Annotated in this window: 16 protein-coding genes; 12 read left to right on the forward strand and 4 right to left on the reverse strand. The window is 64.1% G+C overall.

Going from position 1 to position 21,343, the window contains the following annotated elements; genetic code table 11:
* Positions 1–59 precede the first annotated feature (59 nt).
* Positions 60–488, reverse strand: a complete 429-nt coding sequence (locus tag YQ44_RS16405; RefSeq protein ID WP_071324305.1) for an SRPBCC family protein — start codon at positions 486–488, stop codon at positions 60–62.
* On the opposite strand from YQ44_RS16405, the gene udk reads away from it, so the two are divergent.
* Positions 462–1,460, forward strand: coding sequence for a uridine kinase (gene udk, locus YQ44_RS29570; protein WP_232250922.1), 999 nt, complete (start codon positions 462–464; stop codon positions 1,458–1,460). The two genes, YQ44_RS16405 and udk, sit on opposite strands and share 27 nt — an antisense overlap.
* A gap of 162 nt (positions 1,461–1,622) precedes the next feature.
* On the opposite strand, the gene YQ44_RS16415 is transcribed toward udk, so the two are convergent.
* The 3 genes from YQ44_RS16415 to YQ44_RS16425 all read right to left on the reverse strand — a co-directional run bounded on the left by YQ44_RS16415 (position 1,623) and on the right by YQ44_RS16425 (position 5,708).
* Positions 1,623–3,266 carry a methyl-accepting chemotaxis protein gene (locus tag YQ44_RS16415; protein ID WP_071324307.1) on the reverse strand — a complete coding sequence of 548 codons (1,644 nt, stop codon included), beginning with the start codon at positions 3,264–3,266 and terminating at the stop codon, positions 1,623–1,625.
* 93 nt (positions 3,267–3,359) lie between these two features.
* Complete coding sequence (locus tag YQ44_RS16420) at positions 3,360–4,481, reverse strand: patatin-like phospholipase family protein (protein ID WP_071324308.1); 1,122 nt, start codon at positions 4,479–4,481, stop codon at positions 3,360–3,362.
* Between the two features lie 312 nt (positions 4,482–4,793).
* Complete coding sequence (locus YQ44_RS16425) at positions 4,794–5,708, reverse strand: LysR family transcriptional regulator (RefSeq protein ID WP_071324309.1); 915 nt, start codon at positions 5,706–5,708, stop codon at positions 4,794–4,796.
* Positions 5,709–5,815: 107 nt separating this feature from the next.
* Between YQ44_RS16425 and YQ44_RS16430 the strand changes: the two genes are divergently transcribed.
* The 11 genes from YQ44_RS16430 to YQ44_RS16480 all read left to right on the forward strand — a co-directional run bounded on the left by YQ44_RS16430 (position 5,816) and on the right by YQ44_RS16480 (position 21,311).
* A complete protein-coding gene (locus tag YQ44_RS16430) occupies positions 5,816–7,369 on the forward strand; it encodes an MFS transporter (protein WP_071324310.1) in 1,554 nt (517 codons plus the stop codon).
* Positions 7,370–7,626: 257 nt separating this feature from the next.
* The gene (locus YQ44_RS16435) at positions 7,627–8,847 is read left to right on the forward strand and encodes a maltoporin (RefSeq protein WP_071324311.1); all 1,221 of its coding nucleotides are present in this window, start codon (positions 7,627–7,629) and stop codon (positions 8,845–8,847) included.
* A gap of 444 nt (positions 8,848–9,291) precedes the next feature.
* The gene (locus YQ44_RS16440; protein ID WP_071324312.1) at positions 9,292–10,302 is read left to right on the forward strand and encodes a substrate-binding domain-containing protein; all 1,011 of its coding nucleotides are present in this window, start codon (positions 9,292–9,294) and stop codon (positions 10,300–10,302) included.
* Positions 10,303–10,544: 242 nt separating this feature from the next.
* Positions 10,545–12,185 (forward strand): alpha-amylase family glycosyl hydrolase, encoded by a 1,641-nt coding sequence (locus YQ44_RS16445; protein WP_071324313.1) that lies wholly within the window; start codon positions 10,545–10,547, stop codon positions 12,183–12,185.
* Between the two features lie 218 nt (positions 12,186–12,403).
* Complete coding sequence (locus YQ44_RS16450; protein ID WP_071324314.1) at positions 12,404–13,489, forward strand: ABC transporter ATP-binding protein; 1,086 nt, start codon at positions 12,404–12,406, stop codon at positions 13,487–13,489.
* Between the two features lie 101 nt (positions 13,490–13,590).
* Complete coding sequence (malE, locus tag YQ44_RS16455) at positions 13,591–14,811, forward strand: maltose/maltodextrin ABC transporter substrate-binding protein MalE (protein WP_083411898.1); 1,221 nt, start codon at positions 13,591–13,593, stop codon at positions 14,809–14,811.
* 141 nt (positions 14,812–14,952) lie between these two features.
* The gene (malF, locus tag YQ44_RS16460; RefSeq protein ID WP_083411899.1) at positions 14,953–16,464 is read left to right on the forward strand and encodes a maltose ABC transporter permease MalF; all 1,512 of its coding nucleotides are present in this window, start codon (positions 14,953–14,955) and stop codon (positions 16,462–16,464) included.
* A gap of 10 nt (positions 16,465–16,474) precedes the next feature.
* Positions 16,475–17,365: a maltose ABC transporter permease MalG gene (gene malG, locus YQ44_RS16465; RefSeq protein WP_071324315.1), complete on the forward strand. Its 891-nt coding sequence runs from the start codon at positions 16,475–16,477 to the stop codon at positions 17,363–17,365.
* A gap of 1 nt (position 17,366) precedes the next feature.
* Complete coding sequence (locus YQ44_RS16470; RefSeq protein ID WP_071324316.1) at positions 17,367–19,022, forward strand: alpha-amylase family glycosyl hydrolase; 1,656 nt, start codon at positions 17,367–17,369, stop codon at positions 19,020–19,022.
* Positions 19,019–19,930 (forward strand): carbohydrate kinase family protein, encoded by a 912-nt coding sequence (locus YQ44_RS16475; RefSeq protein WP_071324317.1) that lies wholly within the window; start codon positions 19,019–19,021, stop codon positions 19,928–19,930. The genes YQ44_RS16470 and YQ44_RS16475 overlap by 4 nt, the downstream gene beginning before the upstream one ends.
* 94 nt (positions 19,931–20,024) lie before the next feature.
* A complete protein-coding gene (locus tag YQ44_RS16480; RefSeq protein WP_071324318.1) occupies positions 20,025–21,311 on the forward strand; it encodes an O-acetylhomoserine aminocarboxypropyltransferase/cysteine synthase family protein in 1,287 nt (428 codons plus the stop codon).
* Positions 21,312–21,343: the final 32 nt, after the last annotated feature.

A 21,343-nucleotide genomic window follows, 5' to 3' on the forward strand; every position in this document is an offset into this window, starting at 1 on the left:
AAAAAGCCGCGCCTGAAAATGTGGCTATGCAGCAGTGCACGGCCATGCAAGATCAGGCGTCATGACTGGGCGTCGCGTTTCTCGGCGTAGGCTTTCAGCGAGCGCATGGTCTTGGGAAGTCCTTCCCTAACCTGCCTGGCAACCCCTGGCCCGAACAGAAAGGCAAGGGCTCCAGTGAACCACACGCGGTGAGCGACGAGCGATCCGCCATCCACCGTGGCCACCGTGTGCTCGAAGTGTATGCGGAACAGGGGGATGTAGCCTTCGACAGTGAACGAACGGCCTGCGGAGCGCTCCGTGACCACCATCGGAATGCCCATCCCCTTGCTGGGAACGATGCGGCCACGCGTGCCGACGGCAAATGGCCCATTGAGCCGCGCTTGCTTTGTATCCGGATCCCACAGGTGCCATCGGTCGACCTCGCTCCAAACCTGATCGATGACCGTGGATGGCACGGCAATGTGGATGCTTTCTTCAATATGCGTCAATTGGGGAATCTCCCTATCATTTTAATCAACGTTACGGGCCGCCGGGCCGGCACCGCGCAAGGCCTGGCTGCCTGGCTCCGGCTGCAGGGCTTGCATGCCGGCAGGCGATCCCTGACAATTATCAGTCCAACGATGGCATACCTGGCAATGCCGCTGCTTTTCCTTGCTCCGGCAGAAAATACGTGCCGCGATTACAGGATACACTGTTATTTTCTTGCCAGATCAATACAATTGCATTGTGCTGCCACGCTGGCCCTTATCGCAGACAAGGCTGCATCAAGACTGCAGCCGGCCCCTGTCGGTCCGCCCGCGTTTCCGGTATCATTCGGCATGAATAATATTCCTTTCCAACCATTTATCATTGGTGTCGCTGGCGGAAGCGGCAGTGGCAAATCTACAGTCTCCCAGCAGGTACTCGCGTCGTTTGGCGCCGACATGGTCTCGGTCGTGATGCAGGACGACTACTATTGCGACCAGACCCATCTCAGCCCGGAAGTTCGCCGCCAGCAGAATTACGATCATCCGCAGGCCTTCGAGTGGCCATTGCTGGTGCAGCACATCCAGGCCTTGCGCAACGGCGAAGCGATCGAGATGCCGGAGTACGACTTCACGCTGCACAACCGCTCCAGCAGGACCATTCCCGTCAAGCCCGCCCCCGTGATCGTGATCGAAGGCCTGTTTGCCTTGTATGACGAGGACTTGCGCGACATGATGTCGCTGAAGATCTTTGTCGACACCGCCTCCGACGTCCGCTTCATCCGCCGCATGCAAAGGGACATTACCGAACGCGGCCGCTCGGTGGAAAGCGTCATCGAGCAATATCTGGAAACAGTCCGCCCGATGCACAAGCAATTCATCGAGCCAACCAAGCGCAATGCCGATGTCATCTTGCCGCATGGCGCCAATGGCCCTGCGGTCGACATGATTACCGCCAAGGTGGCCAGCGTTATCGGCCAGTTGAAGCGCTCCTGACCTCATCCAACAGATGCCTGCCGCATGCCCGGCTGCCCGCTATCCGGCGCCGGACTTGGGCATTTGCCTGAAGACTCACTGAAGGCAACGCTGGCAGCGCGCCCACATTTGACAGCACCACGGCAAAAGAAAAACCCCGGCATGCCGGGGTTTTTGCCATGTTTAAGCCCGGGCGCTGCGGCCGGGCAACGCCAGCCGCCGGCTGGCGGCCGCCGCCGGGGCCGGCAAGCCGCCCGCCACTTTCAATGCTTTCCCTTGGGCATCGCCGCGCAGGCGGAACACGGCCACCACGTCGACCAGTTCGACGGCGCGCTCTTGCAGCGAAGATGCGGCCGCGGCCGCCTCCTCCACCAGGGCCGCGTTTTGCTGGGTAACTTGATCCATCTGGGAAATGGCCTGGTTCACCTGCTCGATGCCGGCGCTCTGCTCATGGCTGGCATTGGCGATGTCGCCCATGATGTCCGTCACGCGGCGGATGCTGGCGACGATTTCTTCCATCGTGGCACCTGCCTGGTCGACCAGCACGCTGCCCGTATTGACTTTCTCGACCGAATCCTCGATCAAGCCCTTGATTTCCTTGGCCGCCGCCGCCGAACGCTGGGCCAGATTGCGCACCTCGGTAGCCACCACGGCGAAGCCACGGCCCTGCTCGCCCGCACGGGCCGCTTCCACTGCCGCATTCAACGCCAAAATATTGGTTTGGAAGGCAATGCCGTCGATCACGCCGATAATGTCGGCGATCTTCTTCGCCGATTCGTTGATCGAGCCCATCGTGCCCACCACTTGCGCCACCACGGCGCCACCCTTGCGCGCCACGTCCGAGGCGGACACGGCCAGCGAGTTGGCCTGGCGCGCATTGTCCGTATTCTGGCGCACGGCCGACGTCAGCTCTTCCAGGCTCGATGCCGTTTCTTCCAGGGACGATGCCTGCTGCTCGGTGCGCACGGACAAGTCCGCGTTGCCGGCGGAAATCTGCGCGGCCGCCACGCTGACCGTATCGGCCGAGGTGCGCACGGTGGCGATCACGCCGACGATGCGCTCGAGGAATTTATTGAACGCGGTGGCCGTGCGGCCCACCTCATCCATGCGCTCGACGGGCATGGCGGCGGACAGGTCCAGCGAGGCGCTGACGCGCTCCAGGGTATGTTCGATATTGCCCAGGCCGCCGCTGATGGTGCGGTAGATATGCCAGGCCAGCGCGCCCGTCAGCAGCACGGCCACGCCCAGCACGGCCAGCATGGTGTTGAAGGCCGTGTCGTAGGCGGCCAGGCTTTCGGCCTTCACGTCGTCGACCAGCTTGTTGTTGTAGGCGATATGGTCATCCATGCTTTTCTTGGCGGCGGCAGCCGTGATGGCCAGTGGCGTGCCGGCGAGCAAGGTGGCGCGCACGCCATCCATGTCGCCCGCGTAGGCGGCGGCAAAGAATGGCGCCAGCGCGCGGCGGTACGCTTCCATGGCGGCCTGGTCGGCGTCGAGCATCTTGCTGTCCGTCGCGTCGTACAGGCGCTCGGCGCGGTAAGTGGCGATGACCTTGTCGAAATTGCTGTTGGCGTCGGCCACGGCCTTGTCCAGCGCCGTCTTGTCGGCCAGGTTCGAAAATACGGACAGGCGGTAGCCGGCCAGGCGCGAGTCGGCCAGGAAACCCTTGGCGGCATTCAAGCCCTGGATGCTGGGAATGATGCGATTTTGCACGGTGTCGAAACGTTCCTGGGCGCGCTGCAGCTGCATGGCGCCGCCGGCACCCAGCACCAGCAGGGCCAGCAAGGCGATGGCGAGGGTCAGGATTAATTGCTTGGTAATATTCATAATGGCTTCACAGTAAAAAGGCAACCTGGCGGCGCCAGGCGGGACAGGAAAGCTGCCGATCAGGTGGCCGGAAAAAATCGGGTGGAACCGGTCTTACGCCGCCAGCGGCGCGGCGTCTGGCGTACGGCGCAGCAAGTCGCCATGCTGGCGGCAAAACGCCAGGCCCGCCTTGTGGCCCACGTCGAACAGCAATTGCATGTTCGAACTGGACCAGTCCAGCGTGTCGGGCCAGTGCTGCTCGGGTATGCCGTCCATCAAATCGAGTTTCAGCAGGCGCCGCTTGGGCTGGCCCGTGCGCGCATCCGTGTTGTGCTCGAGTTCGAACAAGCGCAGTTCGCTCTTGGAAATCTTCACCAGCGGCGTGATGATGGAGCGCACCCAGGCGTCGTACAGGTTGCGCGGCTTGCGCAGCAGGCGCTCGTCGCCGAGGATGTCGAGGATCACCAGGGTGTCGGCGTCAGCATGTTCGCCCTTGCCTTCGATAAACGGGTCGAAATTGAGCGTATCGAGGGCCGCGCCCTCGATGTAGTCGTCGCCCGCGATGGTCGTCGGCGCATACAGGAAGGGAAACGACAGCGCCGCGCGCACGTGGATAGGCTCGATCTCGTGCTTGCCCCAGATTTGCATGCGGTGCGCGCTGAGGTTGTAGGCATTGATGTAGAAATCGGGGCGCATCTGGGCCACGCCCGAGAAATCCACGGCTTTTTCCAGGAACGGCAGGTGCGCGCACAGGCCCAGGCTCTTCGCCGACAGGTCGGACGGCGACAGCGACGACACCATCAGCTTGCCCCAGTCCGACCACGCGGTCGGCACGCCCGCAAACGTTTGCTTGAACGCCTGAAAAAATGGATTGTTGGCCGGCGCCTGGAAGGCGTCACGGAAAGTGCTCGCGTGCATGCCCGGCTTCTGGAACACCTTGTAGTTGATCGGGATCATCTTGTAGATGCTGTCGGCCACGCCCGTGTCGGCCCAGCTCTGCAGCGCCTGGCGCGGCGTCGCGTCGTGCGGCGTCGTGTAGAGCAAGCCCATCAACACACCGGCGCCGGAGGCGGAGATGACGTCGAATTCGATGCCTTCGTCGAGAAACGCGGCCAGCGCGCCCGCGATCAGGGTTGAATTTGGTGCGCCGCCACCGAGCAGCAAGCCCGTCTTGCGGGCCGGTTTTTGCGTGGCGGCTGGCGCCGGATTTGGCGGCGTCGTCGTTACTGTCTTCATGCACACTCCCTGAGCGGAACAGGGCTCGCGCCCCTAATTGTTGGTTACTACACGCTTATTACGCCTATTCATGTCCATGTTCCCGCAACCATCGAACACATGCAATGTTGCAGAAACAGATATGAAATTAACATAAATAAATTCCACATGGCAATTTAGATAACGCATAACCGGTATTCAGGAAGGGCATAAGCTGATGCTGCGCGGCATAGCGTGGTGCGTCGCAGCAAATAAAAATTCTGCAACGTTAGGAAAAATCTCTTTTGAGTAGGAATATTCCTCAACCGGCCGCCACGGCGGCTGCCGAGCCCGTCAGCGTACGGGAGGGGGGGCGGAAAAATGCAGGTGGGTACACAGATGGTCAACAAACACGCGGATTTTCGGCGACAGGTGGCGGCTCGATGGCCACAGCACCCAGAACTTGCTGGAGTGCAGCAGGTACTCCGATAGCACGGCTTGCAGCTCGCCCCGCGCGACGGCGTCACGCACGATGAAATCCGGCAGGTAGGCCAGGCCCACGCCCTGCGTGGCGGCGCCGATCAGCGCTTCGATATTATTGCAGGTCAAGGCGGTCGGCAGGCGCAGTTCGCCGCCGCTGTCGCCGTCGGCGCGCTGCACGGCCCACTCCTGCAATTTGCCCGTGGTGGGAAATTTATAGCGCACGCAGGCATGGTGTTCCAGCGCGCGCGGCGTGGCCGGCACGCCGTGGCGGGCGAAATACGCGGGCGCGCCGATGATGGCGAAGGCGAAGGGCCCCAGTTCGCGCGCCATCAGCCGCGAATCGGTGAGCGTGCCGCTGCGCACGGCCACGTCGACGCCTTCGGCCACCACGTCGACCAGGCGGTCATTGAAGTCGAGGTCGAGTTCGATTTCCGGATACCGCCGCGTAAACTCGGCCAGCAGGGGCAGGATGATGCGGTAGCCGATCACGGGCAGGCTGACCTTGAGCTTGCCGCGCGGGGCCTCGGCCAGGTGCGACAGTTCCGCTTCGGCATCACCGAGATCGGCCAGGATGCGCTGGCAGCGCTCATAGAACAGCGCGCCTTCGTTGCTCAGGCTGATGCGCCGCGTGCTGCGGTTGAGCAGTCGCACGCCCAGCTTTTCCTCGAGCCGCGCCACGCTCTTGCCCACGGCCGAGGCCGACACGCCGAGCAGCCTGCCCGCAGCCACGTAACTGCTGGTTTCGGCCGCGCGCACGAAGGCGGCAATGCCGTTCAGATTATCCATTCCGCCCCTATTCAGGATTTTTTGTCCGTTATGAGTGGATTTTCAGCCACTTTTTCATTGATTGCGTCCATATTATCATCAGATTCCCTCTTTCTGGAATCACTCCCATGGATACGAATCACCTTGCCGAAGCGGCTTCCCCGCGCCGGCGCGCCCTCGTGCTGGCCGCCGTCTGCCTGGCCGCGCTATGCATGCCGCTCAGTTTTACGGGACCGGCCATCGCCATTCCCGCCATCGCCGGCGAGCTGCACGCCAGCCCCCTGGCGCTGGCGTGGATCACGAATGCCTTCATGCTCAGCTTTGGCGGCTGCCTGATGGTGGCCGGCGCGCTGGCCGACCGCTACGGCCGCAAGCGCGTGTTTGTGCTGGGCATGAGCGTGTTTTCCGCCGCCGCGCTGGCGCTGGCGGCTGCGCCCGGCATCCTGCTGCTGGACCTGCTGCGTGCCGCGCAGGGGCTGGGCTGCGCCATGGCCTTGTCCAGCGGCCTGGCGGCGCTGGCGCAGGAATTCGACGGCCCGGCCCGCGCGCGCGCCTTCAGCCTGATCGGCACGGCCTTCGGCGTGGGCCTCGCCTTCGGCCCCTTCCTCGCGGGCGTGCTCATCGCCCGCACGGGCTGGCGCGCCATCTTCCTCGTGGCGGCGGGAGCGGGCCTGATCGCCCTGCTGGCCGCCGCGCGCGCCATGCGCGAGTCGCGCAACCCGCAGGCGCAGGGCGTGGACTGGCCCGGCGCGCTGACGTTTACGGGCGCGCTGTCGCTGTTTACCTATGGCTTGCTGCAGGCGCCCGATAGCGGCTGGGGCAGCGCCGCCAGCCTGGGCTTGCTCGGCGGCGCGGCCGTGCTGCTGGCCGCCTTCATCCGCGTCGAGCGGCGCGCCGCGCGCCCCATGCTTGACCTGTCGCTGTTCCGCCTGCCCGCCTTTGCCGGCGTGCAATTGCTGGCCGCCGCGCCCGCTTTTTCCTTCGTCGTGCTGCTGGTGCTGCTGCCGGCCCGCTTCATCGGCATCGAAGGCTACAGCGCCTTTGACGCTGGACGCATGATGATCGCCCTGTCGGCGCCCATGCTGGTGCTGCCTGTCCTGGCCGGCATGGCGGCGCAGCGCATTGCCCCCGCGCACATCTGCGCCAGCGGCCTGCTGCTGGCGGCAGGCGGCCTGCTGTGGCTATCCGCCTGCGCGCCGGGCCAGGCGCCCGCCACCCTGCTGGGACCGCTGCTGCTGATCGGCTGCGGCATCAGCCTGCCCTGGGGCTTGATGGATGGCCTGGCCATCAGCGTCGTGCCCGTGGAACGGGCCGGCATGGCGGCCGGCATCTTCAATACGACGCGCGTGGCCGGCGAAGGCCTGGCGCTGGCCATCGTCAGCGCCCTGCTGGGCACGCTGACGGCGGCCGCGCTGGCCACTGTGCCCGGCATCGTCCCTCACCAGGCGGCATTGGCGGCGCCGTTCCTGGCGCTGGGCGAACTGCGCCATGCGGGCCAGTTGTTGCCGCAAGCGGGCGCCGCCGACCTGGCGCAGGCGTACGGCACGGCCTTCCGCCACCTGCTGTATGTGCTGGCAAGCATTACGACAACCTCGGCCCTGCTGATCCTGGCTTTCCTGCGCCATCCGGCCGATGCGGCGGCCAGCACGGCCGCCGCGCCCGCCTGCAAAGTGCCCAACTAGGCGCCGTCGCCCGGCACGACTCCCCTCCCGCAAGACCCGGCGGCGCCAACGCGCCGCCCCCCCTCCCTGATGCTTCCCCGCAACACCAAGCAGGTTTCAAAGGCATGCCGAGGATTTCAAGGATAAAACGAGTTTACTTATCAAAGCGCTTTGAACTATACTCAAAGCGCTTTGAAACAAAATTAAAGCGCTTTGGTTGTGCGAATTGCTGCGCACCGATCCTGCAGTCATAAACCTATAAAAACACTGGAGACACGATGAACAAATTTTTCTTGAAGGCTTTGCCCGCCGCAGTCGTCATGACCTTGAGCGCGTCGACCGCGCAGGCCGCCCTGCCAATCGACTTCGGCGGCTACATCCGCTCGGGCTTCGGCACCAGCAGCGAAGGCGGCAAGGAAGCCTGTTTCGGCCTGGCCGGCGCCTCGTCCAAGTATCGCCTGGGCAATGAGTGCGAAACCTACGGCGAGCTGAAATTCGGCGGCGAAGCTTTCAAGGCGGCCAACGGCACCACCTTCCGCATCAATACCCTGGTGGCGTTTTCCGTCAACCAGAACCAGGACTGGGAACAAGCGGACCCGGCCTGGCGCGAAATGAACGTGGTAGCCGACAAGATCGGCACGGGCGCCTTCGCCGAGGCGCGCGCCTGGGTCGGCAAGCGCTATTACGACCGCCAGGACGTGCACATCACCGATTACTACTTCTGGAACAACAGCGGTCCGGGCGCCGGCCTGGAAAACATCGACCTGGGCATGGCCAAGCTGGCCTACGCCGTCGTGCGCACGGCCGATGACGGCGACAGCAAGCGCATGGGCCTGTCCCACGACCTGCGCTTCTCCGGCATCAAGGTCAACCCCGATGGCGAACTGACGCTGGGCGTGCAATACAACCAGAAACGCAACGCGGACGGTGCCGCGCCGATTGCCAGCGGCCATTTGCTGACCATCATGCATACGCAAGGCAATCTGCTGGGCGGCTACAACAAGGTGGCTTTGCAGTTCGGCAAGGGCAGCGGCGCCAACACGGGCGGCTTCAGCCTGGGCGCCGGCAAGGATGACAAGGTCGTGCGCCTGACGGAACAGCTGATGATCCAGCCGAAAGGCGCCTGGTCGGGCATGGCGACGTTTGTCTATGAAGACAAGGAAACGGCGGGCGTCAGCAGCAAATGGACGTCGATCGGCGCGCGTCCCGTCTACCACTTCACGGACAACTACAGCCTGGCCGTGGAACTGGGCCACGACATCGTCAAGCCGGAAGGCGACAAGACGCGCAACCTGACCAAGCTGACCATCGCGCCGCAACTGTCGGCCGGCAACAGCTTCTGGTCGCGCCCCGTGCTGCGCGCCTTCTACACCTACGCCAAATGGAACAAGGCGGCCCAGTCCGCGGCCGCGGCGGAAACGGCGCTGTCGTCGACGGGCGTGTTTGGCGGCAAGACCAATGGCAGCACGGTCGGCGTCCAGGTCGAAAGCTGGTGGTAAGAGCATCTGAAAAACGTCCATGGCGGCGTAGCAAGGGTTTGCCGTACTAGCGTACTGTCAGCACCCTTGCGCCTGGCCCTGAACGTTTTATCAGACGCTCTTTGTTCAGAGGCATCAAACACAGGCTGGCGTCTGCGGGCGTCTGCCAGTGGCAGCAACACCGCCCGCTTTCAAAGGGGCACGCAGTAACCGGATGCACCAGCGCGCCGCTGCACGCGATGGCCGGCAGCTTCAATGTAGTGATTCAGCAGTATCCTCTTTTAGCGCGGGCGCCCCTGGGTTTGCCCGCGTATTTTTTTGGGCGCCGCCGCCGGCTGTCACGACCCTGATCATTCCGGCATTTATCAGATAAACTACCCGTCATCGCACCGCACCGCCTCCGCCCACCGGCAGGATGCCGGCAGCGGCAAGACTCACCCAGGATAGACCCCGACTGCAGCATCCATGAACCTCAAAAATCTCGCCAAAACGCTAGGAATTTCCGAAACCACCGTCAGCCGCGCCTTGAATGGCTATCCGGAAGTGAGCGAACGCACGCGCGAACGGGTGCTGGCCGCCGCGCAGGCGGCCGGCTACCGCCCCAACCCCATGGCCCGCAGCCTGGCCGTGGGACGCACCAACATCGTCGGCATCATCTACCCGCTGATGCCGAACGACCTGGCCGACCCCATGTTCATCGAGATCGTGGGCGGCATGTCGGAAGCACTGGAAGCGCAGCAGATGGACATGATGATCGCGCCGGCGTCGGCCAACAACGAATTCCACACCTATGAACGCATGGTCAAGGGGCGCCGCATCGACGGCCTGGTGGTCGGACGGACAAAACCGTTCGACGAGCGCATCGCCTACCTGGCGCAGCAGGGCATGCCCTTCGTCGCCCATGGCCGCACGCAGCTGAACCAGCCGCACGCCTGGTTCGACTACGACAATGAAGCCGGCATGCGCCTGGCCGTCGAGCGCCTGGCGTCGCTGGGTCACCAGCGCATCGGCCTGATCAGCGCCACGCCGGACCTGAACTTCGTGCGCCAGCGCGTCGACAGTTTCCAGGCAGCGATGCAGGCGGGCGGCCTGGCCGTCGATCCCGACAACCTGGTCGACAACGCGCACGACCGCCGCGCCGGCTACCAGGCCATGCAGCGCCTGCTGGCGCGCTCGCCCCGCCCTACCGCCGTCATCGTCGACAACCACATGTCGGGCGTGGGCGCCGTGCGCGCGCTGCTCGACGCGGGCATCGCCATCGGCCGCGACATGTCGCTGATCGTCTGGGGCGTGATGGAGGATTCGCTGGCCGGCCACAACGTCACCACCGTCGTCCAGCCCGACCCGCGCGGCGCCGGCGCGAAGATGATCCACATGCTGCTGGCCCTGATGGACGGCACGCCCGCCACCGAGCTGCAGGAACTGTGGCCGTGCGAACTGCTGCCGGGCGAGTCGGCCGGGCCCGTGCCGAACTAGGCGTTTTCCGCCCCTCCCCCACACCGCCGGCCGCCTGGCCGGCGGCGCCGCCATCGCTTCCTGAATTACCCCCATAAAAAAATCGTATGTCTGTATCGTGTATCGCTTTACTTTTCAAAGCGCTTTGAACTATACTCATTTCACACCCAAAGCGCTTTGAATTCTAAAATAAGACGATCACCGACCAACCAGCAGCGCGCGCCCTGATAGCTGACGCTACAGGCACTTTTAAGAAATCATTCATGCCTACCATCCAGAACAACCTCGCCCACCTGCCAGCCGACTGGTGGCGCAGCGCCGTCATCTACCAGGTCTATCCACGCAGCTTCCTCGACAGCAATGGCGACGGCATCGGCGACTTGCCTGGCATCACCTCGAAACTCGACTACATCGCCGCCCTGGGCGCCGACATTGTCTGGATCTCGCCCTTCTTCACGTCGCCGATGAAAGACTTCGGCTACGACGTGGCCGATTTCTGCGACGTCGACCCCATGTTTGGCACCCTGGCCGATTTCGACCGCCTGGTGGCGCGCGCCCATGAACTGGGCTTGAAAGTGATGATCGACCAGGTGCTGTCGCACTCGTCCGACAACCACCCGTGGTTCGTGGAAAGCCGCTCCAGCCGCGACAACCCGAAAGCCGACTGGTATGTGTGGGCCGACCAGAAACCCGATGGCACGGTGCCCAACAACTGGCTGTCCGTGTTTGGCGGCTCGGCCTGGCAATGGGAGCCGCGCCGCGGCCAGTACTATCTGCACGACTTCCTCGCCAGCCAGCCCGACTTGAACTTCCACAACCCGGCCGTGCAGCAGGCGCAGCTGGACAACCTGCGTTTCTGGCTGGAGCGCGGCGTCGACGGTTTCCGCTTCGACTCCTGCAACTTCCCGTATCACGACCAGCAGCTGCGCAATAATCCGCCCGCCGCGCAGCGCGACGCCAGCAGCGTGTCGGCCATCAACCCGTACGGCATGCAGTCGCATGTGTACGACAAGACGCAGCCGGAAAACATCGCCTACCTGCAGCGCGTGCGCGCCGTGCTGGACGAATATCAAGCCATTTCCATCGGCGAAGTCGGCGACGACAATGCGCTGGCGACCATGGCCGCCTACACCACGGGCGGCGACAAGCTGCACATGGCCTACAGCTTCAACTTGCTGACGGCGGAGTTTTCGGCAGCGCATATCCGCACGCAGGTCGAAGAGTTCGAGGCCAAAGTGGCCGACGGCTGGGCATCCTGGTCCGTGGGCAACCACGACAGCGTGCGCGTCATGACGCGCTGGGGCGGCGAGCAGCCGTCGCCATCCTTGGCCAAGGTGGTGCTGGCCGTGCAGGCCGCGCTGAAAGGCACGCCGTGCCTGTACCAGGGCGACGAGCTGGCCCTGACGGAAGCGGACCTGCCCTTCGAAGCCCTGCAAGACCCGTACGGCATCCCATTCTGGCCCCAGTTCAAGGGCCGCGATGGCTGCCGCACGCCGATGCCATGGGTAGCCGATGCGCCGCACGGCGGCTTCAGCGAAGCGAAACCCTGGCTGCCCGTGCCGCCCGAGCACCTGCAGCGCGCCGTCGACGTGGAAGAACGCGACGCCGCCTCGCCGCTGCGTTTCGCGCAAGCCATCCTCGCCTGGCGCCGCACGCAGCCGCAATTGCTGCGCGGCGAGATCGCCTTCTTCGACGCGCCGGAACCCGTGCTGGCTTTCCGCCGCGACCTGGCAGGTCACCCATCCGTGCTGGCCGCCTTCAACCTGGGCACGGACGCCGTCACGTTCACCTGGCCAGATGCGGCGCAAGCGGCCGGCCTGGCGGGCCACGGCTTGCCAGGCAACAAACAAGGCAGCCAGATCACCCTGCCCGCGCATGGCGGCTGGTTCGGCACGCTGGCGTAAATCGCAGGCTTTGGCGGCCATGCCGCCAATTACAATAACGAGCCCCGCGCATCAGCGGGGACGAACAACAGAGTATCAGTGCTTGGCAAGATCGTCGCGGGCGGATGAAAGTTGTGGCTGAGAAGCGCAGCTGTGCGAATGCACAGCGAGCATCGCCAGCCGCAGATGTCGACGCGCAATAGATTGGGCCAGGCACATTCAGTGAGAATGAGGACGACATGGCTGGACTGAAATTGGCAGGACTGAAGAAAGCGTATGGCGACGTGCAAACCCTGCACGGCATCGACCTGGAGATCGCCGACGGCGAATTCATGGTCTTCGTGGGCCCATCGGGTTGCGGCAAGTCCACCTTGCTGCGCAGTATCTGTGGCCTCGAGGAAATCAGCGGCGGCGATTTATTCATCGGCAAGACCCGCATGAACGACGTCCCCCCTGCCAAGCGCGGCATCGCCATGGTATTCCAGAGCTATGCGCTGTACCCGCACATGAGCGTGGCGCAAAACATGGCCTTCGGCCTGAAGCTGGCCGGCATGAACAAGGTGCAGATCGCCGACGCCGTGCAGCGCGCCGCGCAGATCCTGCGCATCGAGCCTTTGCTGGAACGCAAGCCCAAGGATTTGTCGGGCGGCCAGCGCCAGCGCGTGGCCATCGGCCGCGCCATCGTGCGCAAGCCCGACGTCTTCCTGTTCGACGAACCGCTGTCCAACCTCGACGCCTCGCTGCGCGTGCAGATGCGCATCGAACTGGCGAACCTGCACCGCGAATTGCGCTCGACGATGATCTACGTCACGCATGACCAGGTCGAGGCGATGACCCTGGCCGACCGCATCGTCGTGCTCAACGCGGGCCGCATCGAACAGGTGGGCGCACCGCTCGAGCTGTACCACCACCCCGCCAACCTGTTCGTGGCCGGCTTCCTCGGTTCGCCGCGCATGAATTTCCTCAAAGGCAAGATCCACAGCTATGCGGACGGCGTGGCCATGATCGCCACGACGGCCGGCGGCATGCTGCAGGCGGCGCTCAGGCAGCCATTGGCCAGCGGCACGCCCGTCACCATCGGCGCGCGCCCCGAACACGTGCAGGCGTGCGCGCCCGGCGCCGCATCCGCCATCACGGCCAGCGTGCAGGCGGTGGAAAAACTGGGCGACATCAGCTACCTGTATGTGCAGGTGCCTGGCGGCGACGAGCCGCTGGTGGTGCGCGCCGACGCGGAAACGGACTGGGCCATCGGCCAGCAGGTGGCGCTGCAAGTGGCCCCGGCCCGCGTCCACGTGTTCGACGAGCACGGCCAGACCCGTACCTGACGCCTTGAATTTTGCGGGCCAGGCGCTACAGGCGCCGCCTGGCCTGGTTACATGGGTTCAGCCTTGATACACACCTCATAAAAATACAACTGGAGATCGACATGTCCATCACACACCCGAAACGCAGCTTTATCAAAACCACCCTGATCGCCGCCGCCCTGGCCGGCATCGGCAACCTGGCCGCCGTCGGCATGGCCAATGCGGCCGAAGCGGGCACCCTCCTGATCTGGATCAATGGCGACAAGGGCTACAAGGGCCTGGCCAAGGTTGGCGAAGAATTCACCAAGAAGACGGGCGTCAAGGTCGTCGTCGAGCACCCGGAAGATGCGCCGAACAAATTCCAGCAGGCGGCCGCCGCCGGCAAGGGTCCGGACATCTGGATCTGGCCGCATGACCGCATCGGCACCTGGATCGACGCCGGCCTGCTGCAGCCATTGACGCCAAGCAAGGAAGCGCGCGCCGCCATCCTGCCGCTGGCGTGGAACGCGTTTACGGTCGGCGGCAAGACCTGGGGCTACCCGATGTCGATCGAGGCCGTCGCCCTCGTCTACAACAAGGACCTGGTGCCGAATCCGCCGAAAACCTTCGAGGAAATCGCCGCGCTGGACAAGAAACTGACGGGTCAGGGCAAGAAAGCCATCCTGTGGGACTACACCAACACCTATTTCACGTGGCCGCTGCTGGGCGCGGGCGGCGGCTTCCCGTTTGAAGTCAAGGGCGACGGCCGCTACGATGCGGCCAAGACGGGCGTCAACAACGCCGGTTCGCAGGCGGGCGTGAATGCGCTGATGGCCCTGATCAACAGCGGCGCCATGCCGAAGGGCGCCGGCTACGCCGAGATGGAAGCCGGCTTCAACCAGGGCAAGATCGCCATGATGATCAACGGTCCATGGTCGTGGGACAATGCGCGCAAGTCGAAGATCAACTTCGGCGTGGCAACGATTCCTACCGTGGCAGGCAAGACGGCCACGCCGTTCGTGGGCGTGCTGGGCGCGATGATTTCGAAAGCCAGCCCGAACAAGGACCTGGCGACGGAATTCCTGGAAAACCAGATGCTGCAGATCAATGGCCTGAAAACCATCAATGCCGACGTCCCGCTGGGCACGCCAGCGAACAAGGTGCTGTTCGCGGAGTTGAAATCGAACCCGAACATCCAGGCCACGATGGAAAGCGCGCAGGCGGGCCGCCCGATGCCGAACAACCCGGAAATGGGCCGCTTCTGGTCATCGATGCAATCGGCGCTGGAAAACATCACGCAGGGCCGCCAGAGCACCAAGGAAGGCCTGGACGCGGCGGCGAAGCGGATCACGACCGCCAATTAAGCAGGTCAAGGCGTAGGTCGGATTAGGCCCGAAGGGCCGTAATCCGACACCAGCAGCCAACAATGTTGTCGGATTACGCAGCATAGCCGCCAATCCGACCTACGCCATCTCGTATCACTCCATCTTCACAGGTATCCCATCGTGCGCAAGTTTATCGGCCCTACGGTATTGACCATCAGCATGGCGCTGGGTCTGTATCTGCTCTTCATGTTGTACATCTCCGGCCAGACCATGCTGGCCGCCGTCTTCCTCGGCTTGCTGACCCTGACGACGTTCGTCTTCACGTCGCCGCGCGCCTACGCCTACCGCTACCTGTTTCCCGGCATCACGGCGGTGATCGTCTTCGTGCTGCTGCCGCTCGTGTACACGGTGTCGATCGGCTTTACCAATTTCAGCTCGCGCAACCTGCTCACCTATGAACGGGCCACGCAATACCTGCTCGACGAGACGCAGCGCGTGGAAAGCACCGGCTATGCGCTGACCGTGCATCGCGAAGACAAGGAATACCGGCTGCGCCTGGAAAGCCCGGACACGGGCGAAGTGCTCTTGACGCCGCCGCTGGCCCTGAAGAGCGCCGTGCCCCTGAAAGTGGAAGTGGCGCCGCTCGATCCCGTGCAGGCGCCCGTGCTGGCTGCGCCGCTGCCCATCAAGGACATCATCGCCCTGCAAAAGGACTTGAAGCTGCTGACCCTGGTCATGCCGAACAGGATAGAGCTGCGCATGGTGGGCTTGCGCGAATTCGGCCCCGTCGCGCACGTCTACAAGCAATTGCCGGACAAGACCCTGAAGAAGATCGCCACGGGCGAACTGGTCAAGCCGAACTTCAAGACAGGGTTCTACGAAATGCCGGACGGCACGAAACTGGAACCGGGTTTCAAGGTCAACGTCGGTTTCGCCAATTTCGTGAAAATCTTCTCCGATGAAGCCTTCCGCGGTCCCTTCCTGCGCATTTTCGTCTGGACCATCGTCTTCGCCCTGATCAGCGTGGCCACCACGACGGGCCTGGGCATGGTCTTGGCCGTCCTGCTGAACTGGGATGCGCTGCGCTTCCGCGGCCTGTACCGCACCCTGCTGTTCCTGCCGTACGCCGTGCCCGGCTTCATTTCCATCCTCGTCTTCAAGGGCTTGTTCAACAACAACTTTGGCGAAATCAACCTCGTGCTCGACGCCCTGTTCGGCATCAAGCCCGCCTGGTTTTCGGACACCACGCTGGCCAAGGCGATGATCCTGATCGTCAATACCTGGCTCGGCTACCCCTACATGATGGTGGTGTGCATGGGCCTGATCAAGGCGATTCCGTCGGACCTGTACGAAGCCTCGGCCCTGGCCGGCGCGGGACCGCTGACGAATTTCTTCAAGATCACCCTGCCGCTGATCATCAAGCCGCTGACGCCGCTGATGGTGGCCAGCCTGGGCTTCAATTTCAACAACTTCGTACTGATCAGCTTGCTGACGGGCGGGCGTCCCGATTTCCTCGACACGACCCTGCCGGCCGGCACGACGGACTTGCTGGTGTCGTATACCTACCGCATCGCGTTCGAGGATTCGGGCCAGAACTTCGGCCTGGCCGCCGCCATCTCGACCCTGATCTTCTTCCTCGTGGCCGCGATTTCGCTGGTCAACATGCGCCTGACGCGCATGAACAAAGCATAAAGGACAGACCATGGCTATCGTTGTCGACCGTTCCAACCGCTGGCGCATCCTGGCGGCCCATGCCGCCGTGATCGCGCTGATCGCGCTGGTGATGTTCCCCTTCCTGATGATACTGTCGATTTCGCTGCGGCCCGGCAATTTCGCCTCGGGCAGCCTGATTCCGCCCGAAATCAGCTTCGAACACTGGCGCCTGGCGCTGGGCATGTCTTACCAGGCGGCCAACGGCGCCCTGGTCGAGCCGGACTTCCCCGTGCTGCTGTGGCTATGGAATTCCATCAAGGTGGCCACCATGAGCGCCACCGTCACCGTGCTGCTGTCGACCACCTGCGCGTATGCGTTCGCGCGCATGCAGTTCCGCTTCAAGTCGCAGACCCTGTCCGCGCTGATGCTGCTGCAGATGTTTCCCGCCGTGCTGGCCCTGGTGGCCATCTACGCCATCTTCGACTTGCTGGGCAGCTATGTGCCGTGGCTGGGCATCGACCACCACGGCAGCCTGGTGCTGGCCTACACGGGCGGCATCGCCATGCATATCTGGACCATCAAGGGCTATTACCAGACCATCCCCATCGAAATCGAGGAAGCGGCCAAGGTCGACGGCGCCACGCAGTGGCAAGCCTTCGTCTACGTGCTGCTGCCGATGACGGTGCCCATTCTGATGGTGGTGTTCCTGCTGTCCTTCATCGGCGCCATCATCGAATACCCGATCGCTTCCGTGCTGCTGCACGAACAGAACAACCTGACCCTGGCCGTCGGCTCGAAACTGTTCCTGTACGAGCAAAAATACCTGTGGGGCGACTTCGCGGCGGCGGCCATCCTGTCCGGCTTGCCGATCACGGCCGTCTTCCTGCTGGCGCAAAAATGGATGATCTCCGGCCTGACGGCTGGCGGCGTGAAGGGCTGACATGCGGCGCACCCTGACTACGCTGGCCGCCCTGCTTGTGTGCGCTTCGGCGCAGGCAGGGAAGCAGGTTTCAGCAACATTCTCCGACAACCCCATCGTCTATTTTGCCGTGACGGACCGTTTCGCCAACGGCAATCCCGGCAACGACCACAGCTATGGCCGCGCCGCCGACCCCGAGGGCGGCAATATCGGCAGCTTTCACGGCGGCGACATCGCCGGCATCACGCAGCAGCTGAAGGCCGGCTATTTTCAAGCACTGGGCATCAACGCCCTGTGGATCACGGCGCCCTACGAACAGATCCACGGCTGGGTCGTGGGCGGCAAGCAGCAATTCCGGCACTATGCCTACCATGGCTACTGGGCCCTCGACTACACCACCATGGACGCCAACATGGGCACGCGCGAGGAATTGCGCGAGATGATAGCCACGGCGCACGCGCAAGGCATCCGCGTGCTGTTCGACGTCGTGCTCAATCATCCAGGCTACGCGGACCTGCGCACCCTGGCGCAGTACAAGGTGCCCGTGCTGTGGCCCGGCCACGAAACAGCCACCTTGCGCGATTATCACAGCTACCTCGACTACAACAACTTCGAATTCAGGCAATGGTGGGGCCCGGACTGGGTGCGCGCCGGCCTGCCCGGCTATCCCGACGGCGGCCAGGACGATTTCACCATGCAGCTGGCCTACCTGCCCGATTTCCGCACGGAGAGCGGCAAGGCCGTGGGCCTGCCGCCGATTTTGCAACGCAAGGCGGATACGCGCGCCGTGGCCCTGCCCGGCGCCAGCGTGCGCGACTACCTCGTCCACTGGCTGGCCGACTGGGTGCGCGAATTCGGCGTCGACGGCTTTCGCGCCGACACCGTCAAGCACGTGGAGCCGGCCAGCTGGCTGGCCCTGCGCGCGGCCGCCACCGATGCGCTGGCCGACTGGAAGGCGCGCCACCCTGAACAGAAGATCGACGACGCGCCGTTCTGGATGACGGGCGAAGCGTGGGGCCATGGTCCCGAGCGCAGCGGCTGGCACGACGCGGGTTTCGACTCGATGATCAATTTCGACTTTCAACACCGCGCCGGCGGCGACTGGAAAACGCTCGATGGCGTCTACCGCCAGTATGCGACCTTGCTGGGCAAGCGCATAGGCAATGAACCCCGCCACGACATCCTGTCGTACATCTCGTCGCACGACACCAGCCTGTTCCCGCGCGAGCAGTTGAAACACGGCTTGTCCGCCCTGCTGCTGGCGCCCGGCGGCGTGCAGCTGTTCTACGGCGATGAAAGCGGCCGCCAGCCTGGCGCGGCGCCCATCGGCGACGAACAGCAGGCGACGCGGTCAAGCATGAACTGGACTTCGCCCGATGCGGCCACCCTGGCGCATGCGCGCAAGCTGGGCCAGTTCCGTTTGCGCCATCCGGCGCTGGCGCGCGGCGAACACCGCTTCATCAACGACAAGCCATACGCGTTCGCCCGCGTGACGCAGGACGATGCCGTCATCGCCGTGCCGGAGGCGCAAGGCGCCATCGACCTGAAGGTGCACGGCGTGTTCGCCGACGGCGCCCCGCTGCGCGACGCTTACACCAATCAAACCTACATCGTCAAAGATGGCGCCGTCGCGGTGAACGCGGGCGGCACCGTCCTGCTGGAGAAAACTGCACCATGAGTACCTACGATATCTTAGTGGTCGGCGGCGCCGGCATCGACACCATCGTGCGCGTCCCCGACCTGCAACTGCCGGTGGCCGATTCCGTGCACGTGCCGCCCATCCTCGACTACGTGGCGCACACGGGCAATGGCGTGGCGCTCGGCTGCCACGCGCTGGGCTTGCGCTGCAAGTTCATCGATTTCATCGGCGACGATGCGCAGGGCGCGGCCATCCTGCAGCGTTACAAGGCGGCCAAGCTCGATTTCTCGCACATCATCGAGCCGTCCGGCACGCGGCGCAGCGTCAACCTGGTCGACCCGCAAGGGCGCCGGATGTCGCTGTACGACGGCCGCCACCCGGAAGGCGTGCGCATGCCCGCCGCGTTTTACCTGCCCTACCTGGGCCCCGCGCGCCACGCGCACTTTTCCATCATGGGCTGGGTGGCCGATCTGTTTGACGACGCGCGCGTGTGCGGCACCACCGTGTCGACCGATTTGCACGACTGGGATGGCGTCAACCCGCACCATCAGGTCTTTGCCCTGCGCGCCGACCTGGTCTTCCTCAGCACGGCCGCGCTGGGCGCGCGCGCGGAATCCGTCATGCGCGGGATTGTCTCGGCCGGCCGCGCGCAGGCCGTGATCGCCATGGCGGGCGCCGATGGCGCCTACCTGCTGGAGCGCGGCAGCGACGAGGTGCGCCACTTCCCGTGCGCGCAACTGGACTTGCCCGTGATCGACACGAATGGCGCCGGCGACTCGTTCGTCGCCGCCTTCCTGCAGGCGTGGCTCGATGGTGCGGGCATGGACGCCGCCATGCGCCGTGGCGCCATCGCCGGCGCGTTTGCCTGCGCCCAGCATGGCACGCATGAACGTTTCATCGGACTGGCGGAGCTGCATGACTTATATCAAGACCGCACTAGCTTATGACTTAATATTCTATCAAGCGTGATAGCTTGGCAAGTGGCTCATGGCACAATGGCTGCGGATTTCACCACCGCATACCATAGCAACCGGAGACACCATGAGAATCGAAACCCTGGCCGTGCATGCCGGCTACACCCCAGACCCCACCACCAAGGCGGCCGCCGTTCCCATCTACCAGACGGTGGCCTACGCCTTCGACAACGCCCAGCATGGCGCCGACCTGTTCGACCTGAAGGTGGCCGGCAATATCTACACGCGCATCATGAACCCGACGCAGGACGTGCTGGAAAAGCGGGTCGCGGCGCTGGAAGGCGGCGTGGCCGCGCTGGCCGTCGCTTCGGGCATGGCGGCCATTACCTACGCGATCCAGACCATCGCCGAAGCGGGCGACAATTTCATCTCCGCCAGCCAGCTGTATGGCGGCACCTACAATCTGTTTGCCCACACCCTGCCGCAGATCGGCATCGAGGTGCGCTTCGCCGATGCGCGCCAGCCCGAGACCTTCGCCGCGCTGATCGACGCGCGCACCAAGGCCATCTTCTGCGAATCGATCGGCAACCCGCTGGGCAACGTCACCGATGTGGCCAAGCTGGCCGAGATCGCGCACGCGCACGGCATCCCGCTGATCGTCGATAACACGGTGCCCAGCCCCTACCTGTTCCGTCCCATCGAGCATGGCGCCGACATCGTCGTCCACTCGCTGACCAAATACCTGGGCGGCCACGGCACCACCGTGGGCGGCGCCATCGTCGACAGCGGCAAGTTCCCGTGGGCCGAACACAAGGAGCGCTACAAGCGCCTGAACGAGCCGGACGTGTCCTACCACGGCGTCGTCTACACGGAAGCGTTCGGCCCCGCCGCCTTCATCGGCCGCGCGCGCGTCGTCCCGCTGCGCAATATGGGCGCCGCCATCTCGCCGCTGAGCGCCTTCCAGCTGATCCAGGGCATCGAGACGCTGGCCCTGCGCATGGACCGCATCTGCGACAACACCCTGGCCCTGGCCAGGCACCTGAAAAACCATCCGAAAGTCGCGTGGGTCAATTACGCGGGCCTGGAAGACCACCCTGACCACGCGCTGGTGAAGAAATACATGCACGGCCGCGCCTCGGGCATCCTGTCCTTCGGCCTGAAGCTGGCAACTGGTGAAGACCCACGCGCGGCCGGCGCCCGCGTGCTCGACGCCCTGCAGCTGTTCACGCGCCTGGTCAACATCGGCGACGCCAAGTCGCTGGCCACGCACCCGGCCTCCACCACGCACCGCCAGCTCAATCCCGAAGAACTGGCCAAGGCGGGCGTCTCGGAAGACATGCTGCGCCTGTCCGTCGGCATCGAGCATATCGACGACTTGCGCGAAGACCTGGAGCAGGCCTTGAACGCGGCCTGAGACCCTTTTTCAAGCCGCAGCGAGGGGAGTTC

The sequence above is a fragment of the Janthinobacterium sp. 1_2014MBL_MicDiv genome (genome assembly GCF_001865675.1).
GTDB lineage: Bacteria > Pseudomonadota > Gammaproteobacteria > Burkholderiales > Burkholderiaceae_D > Janthinobacterium.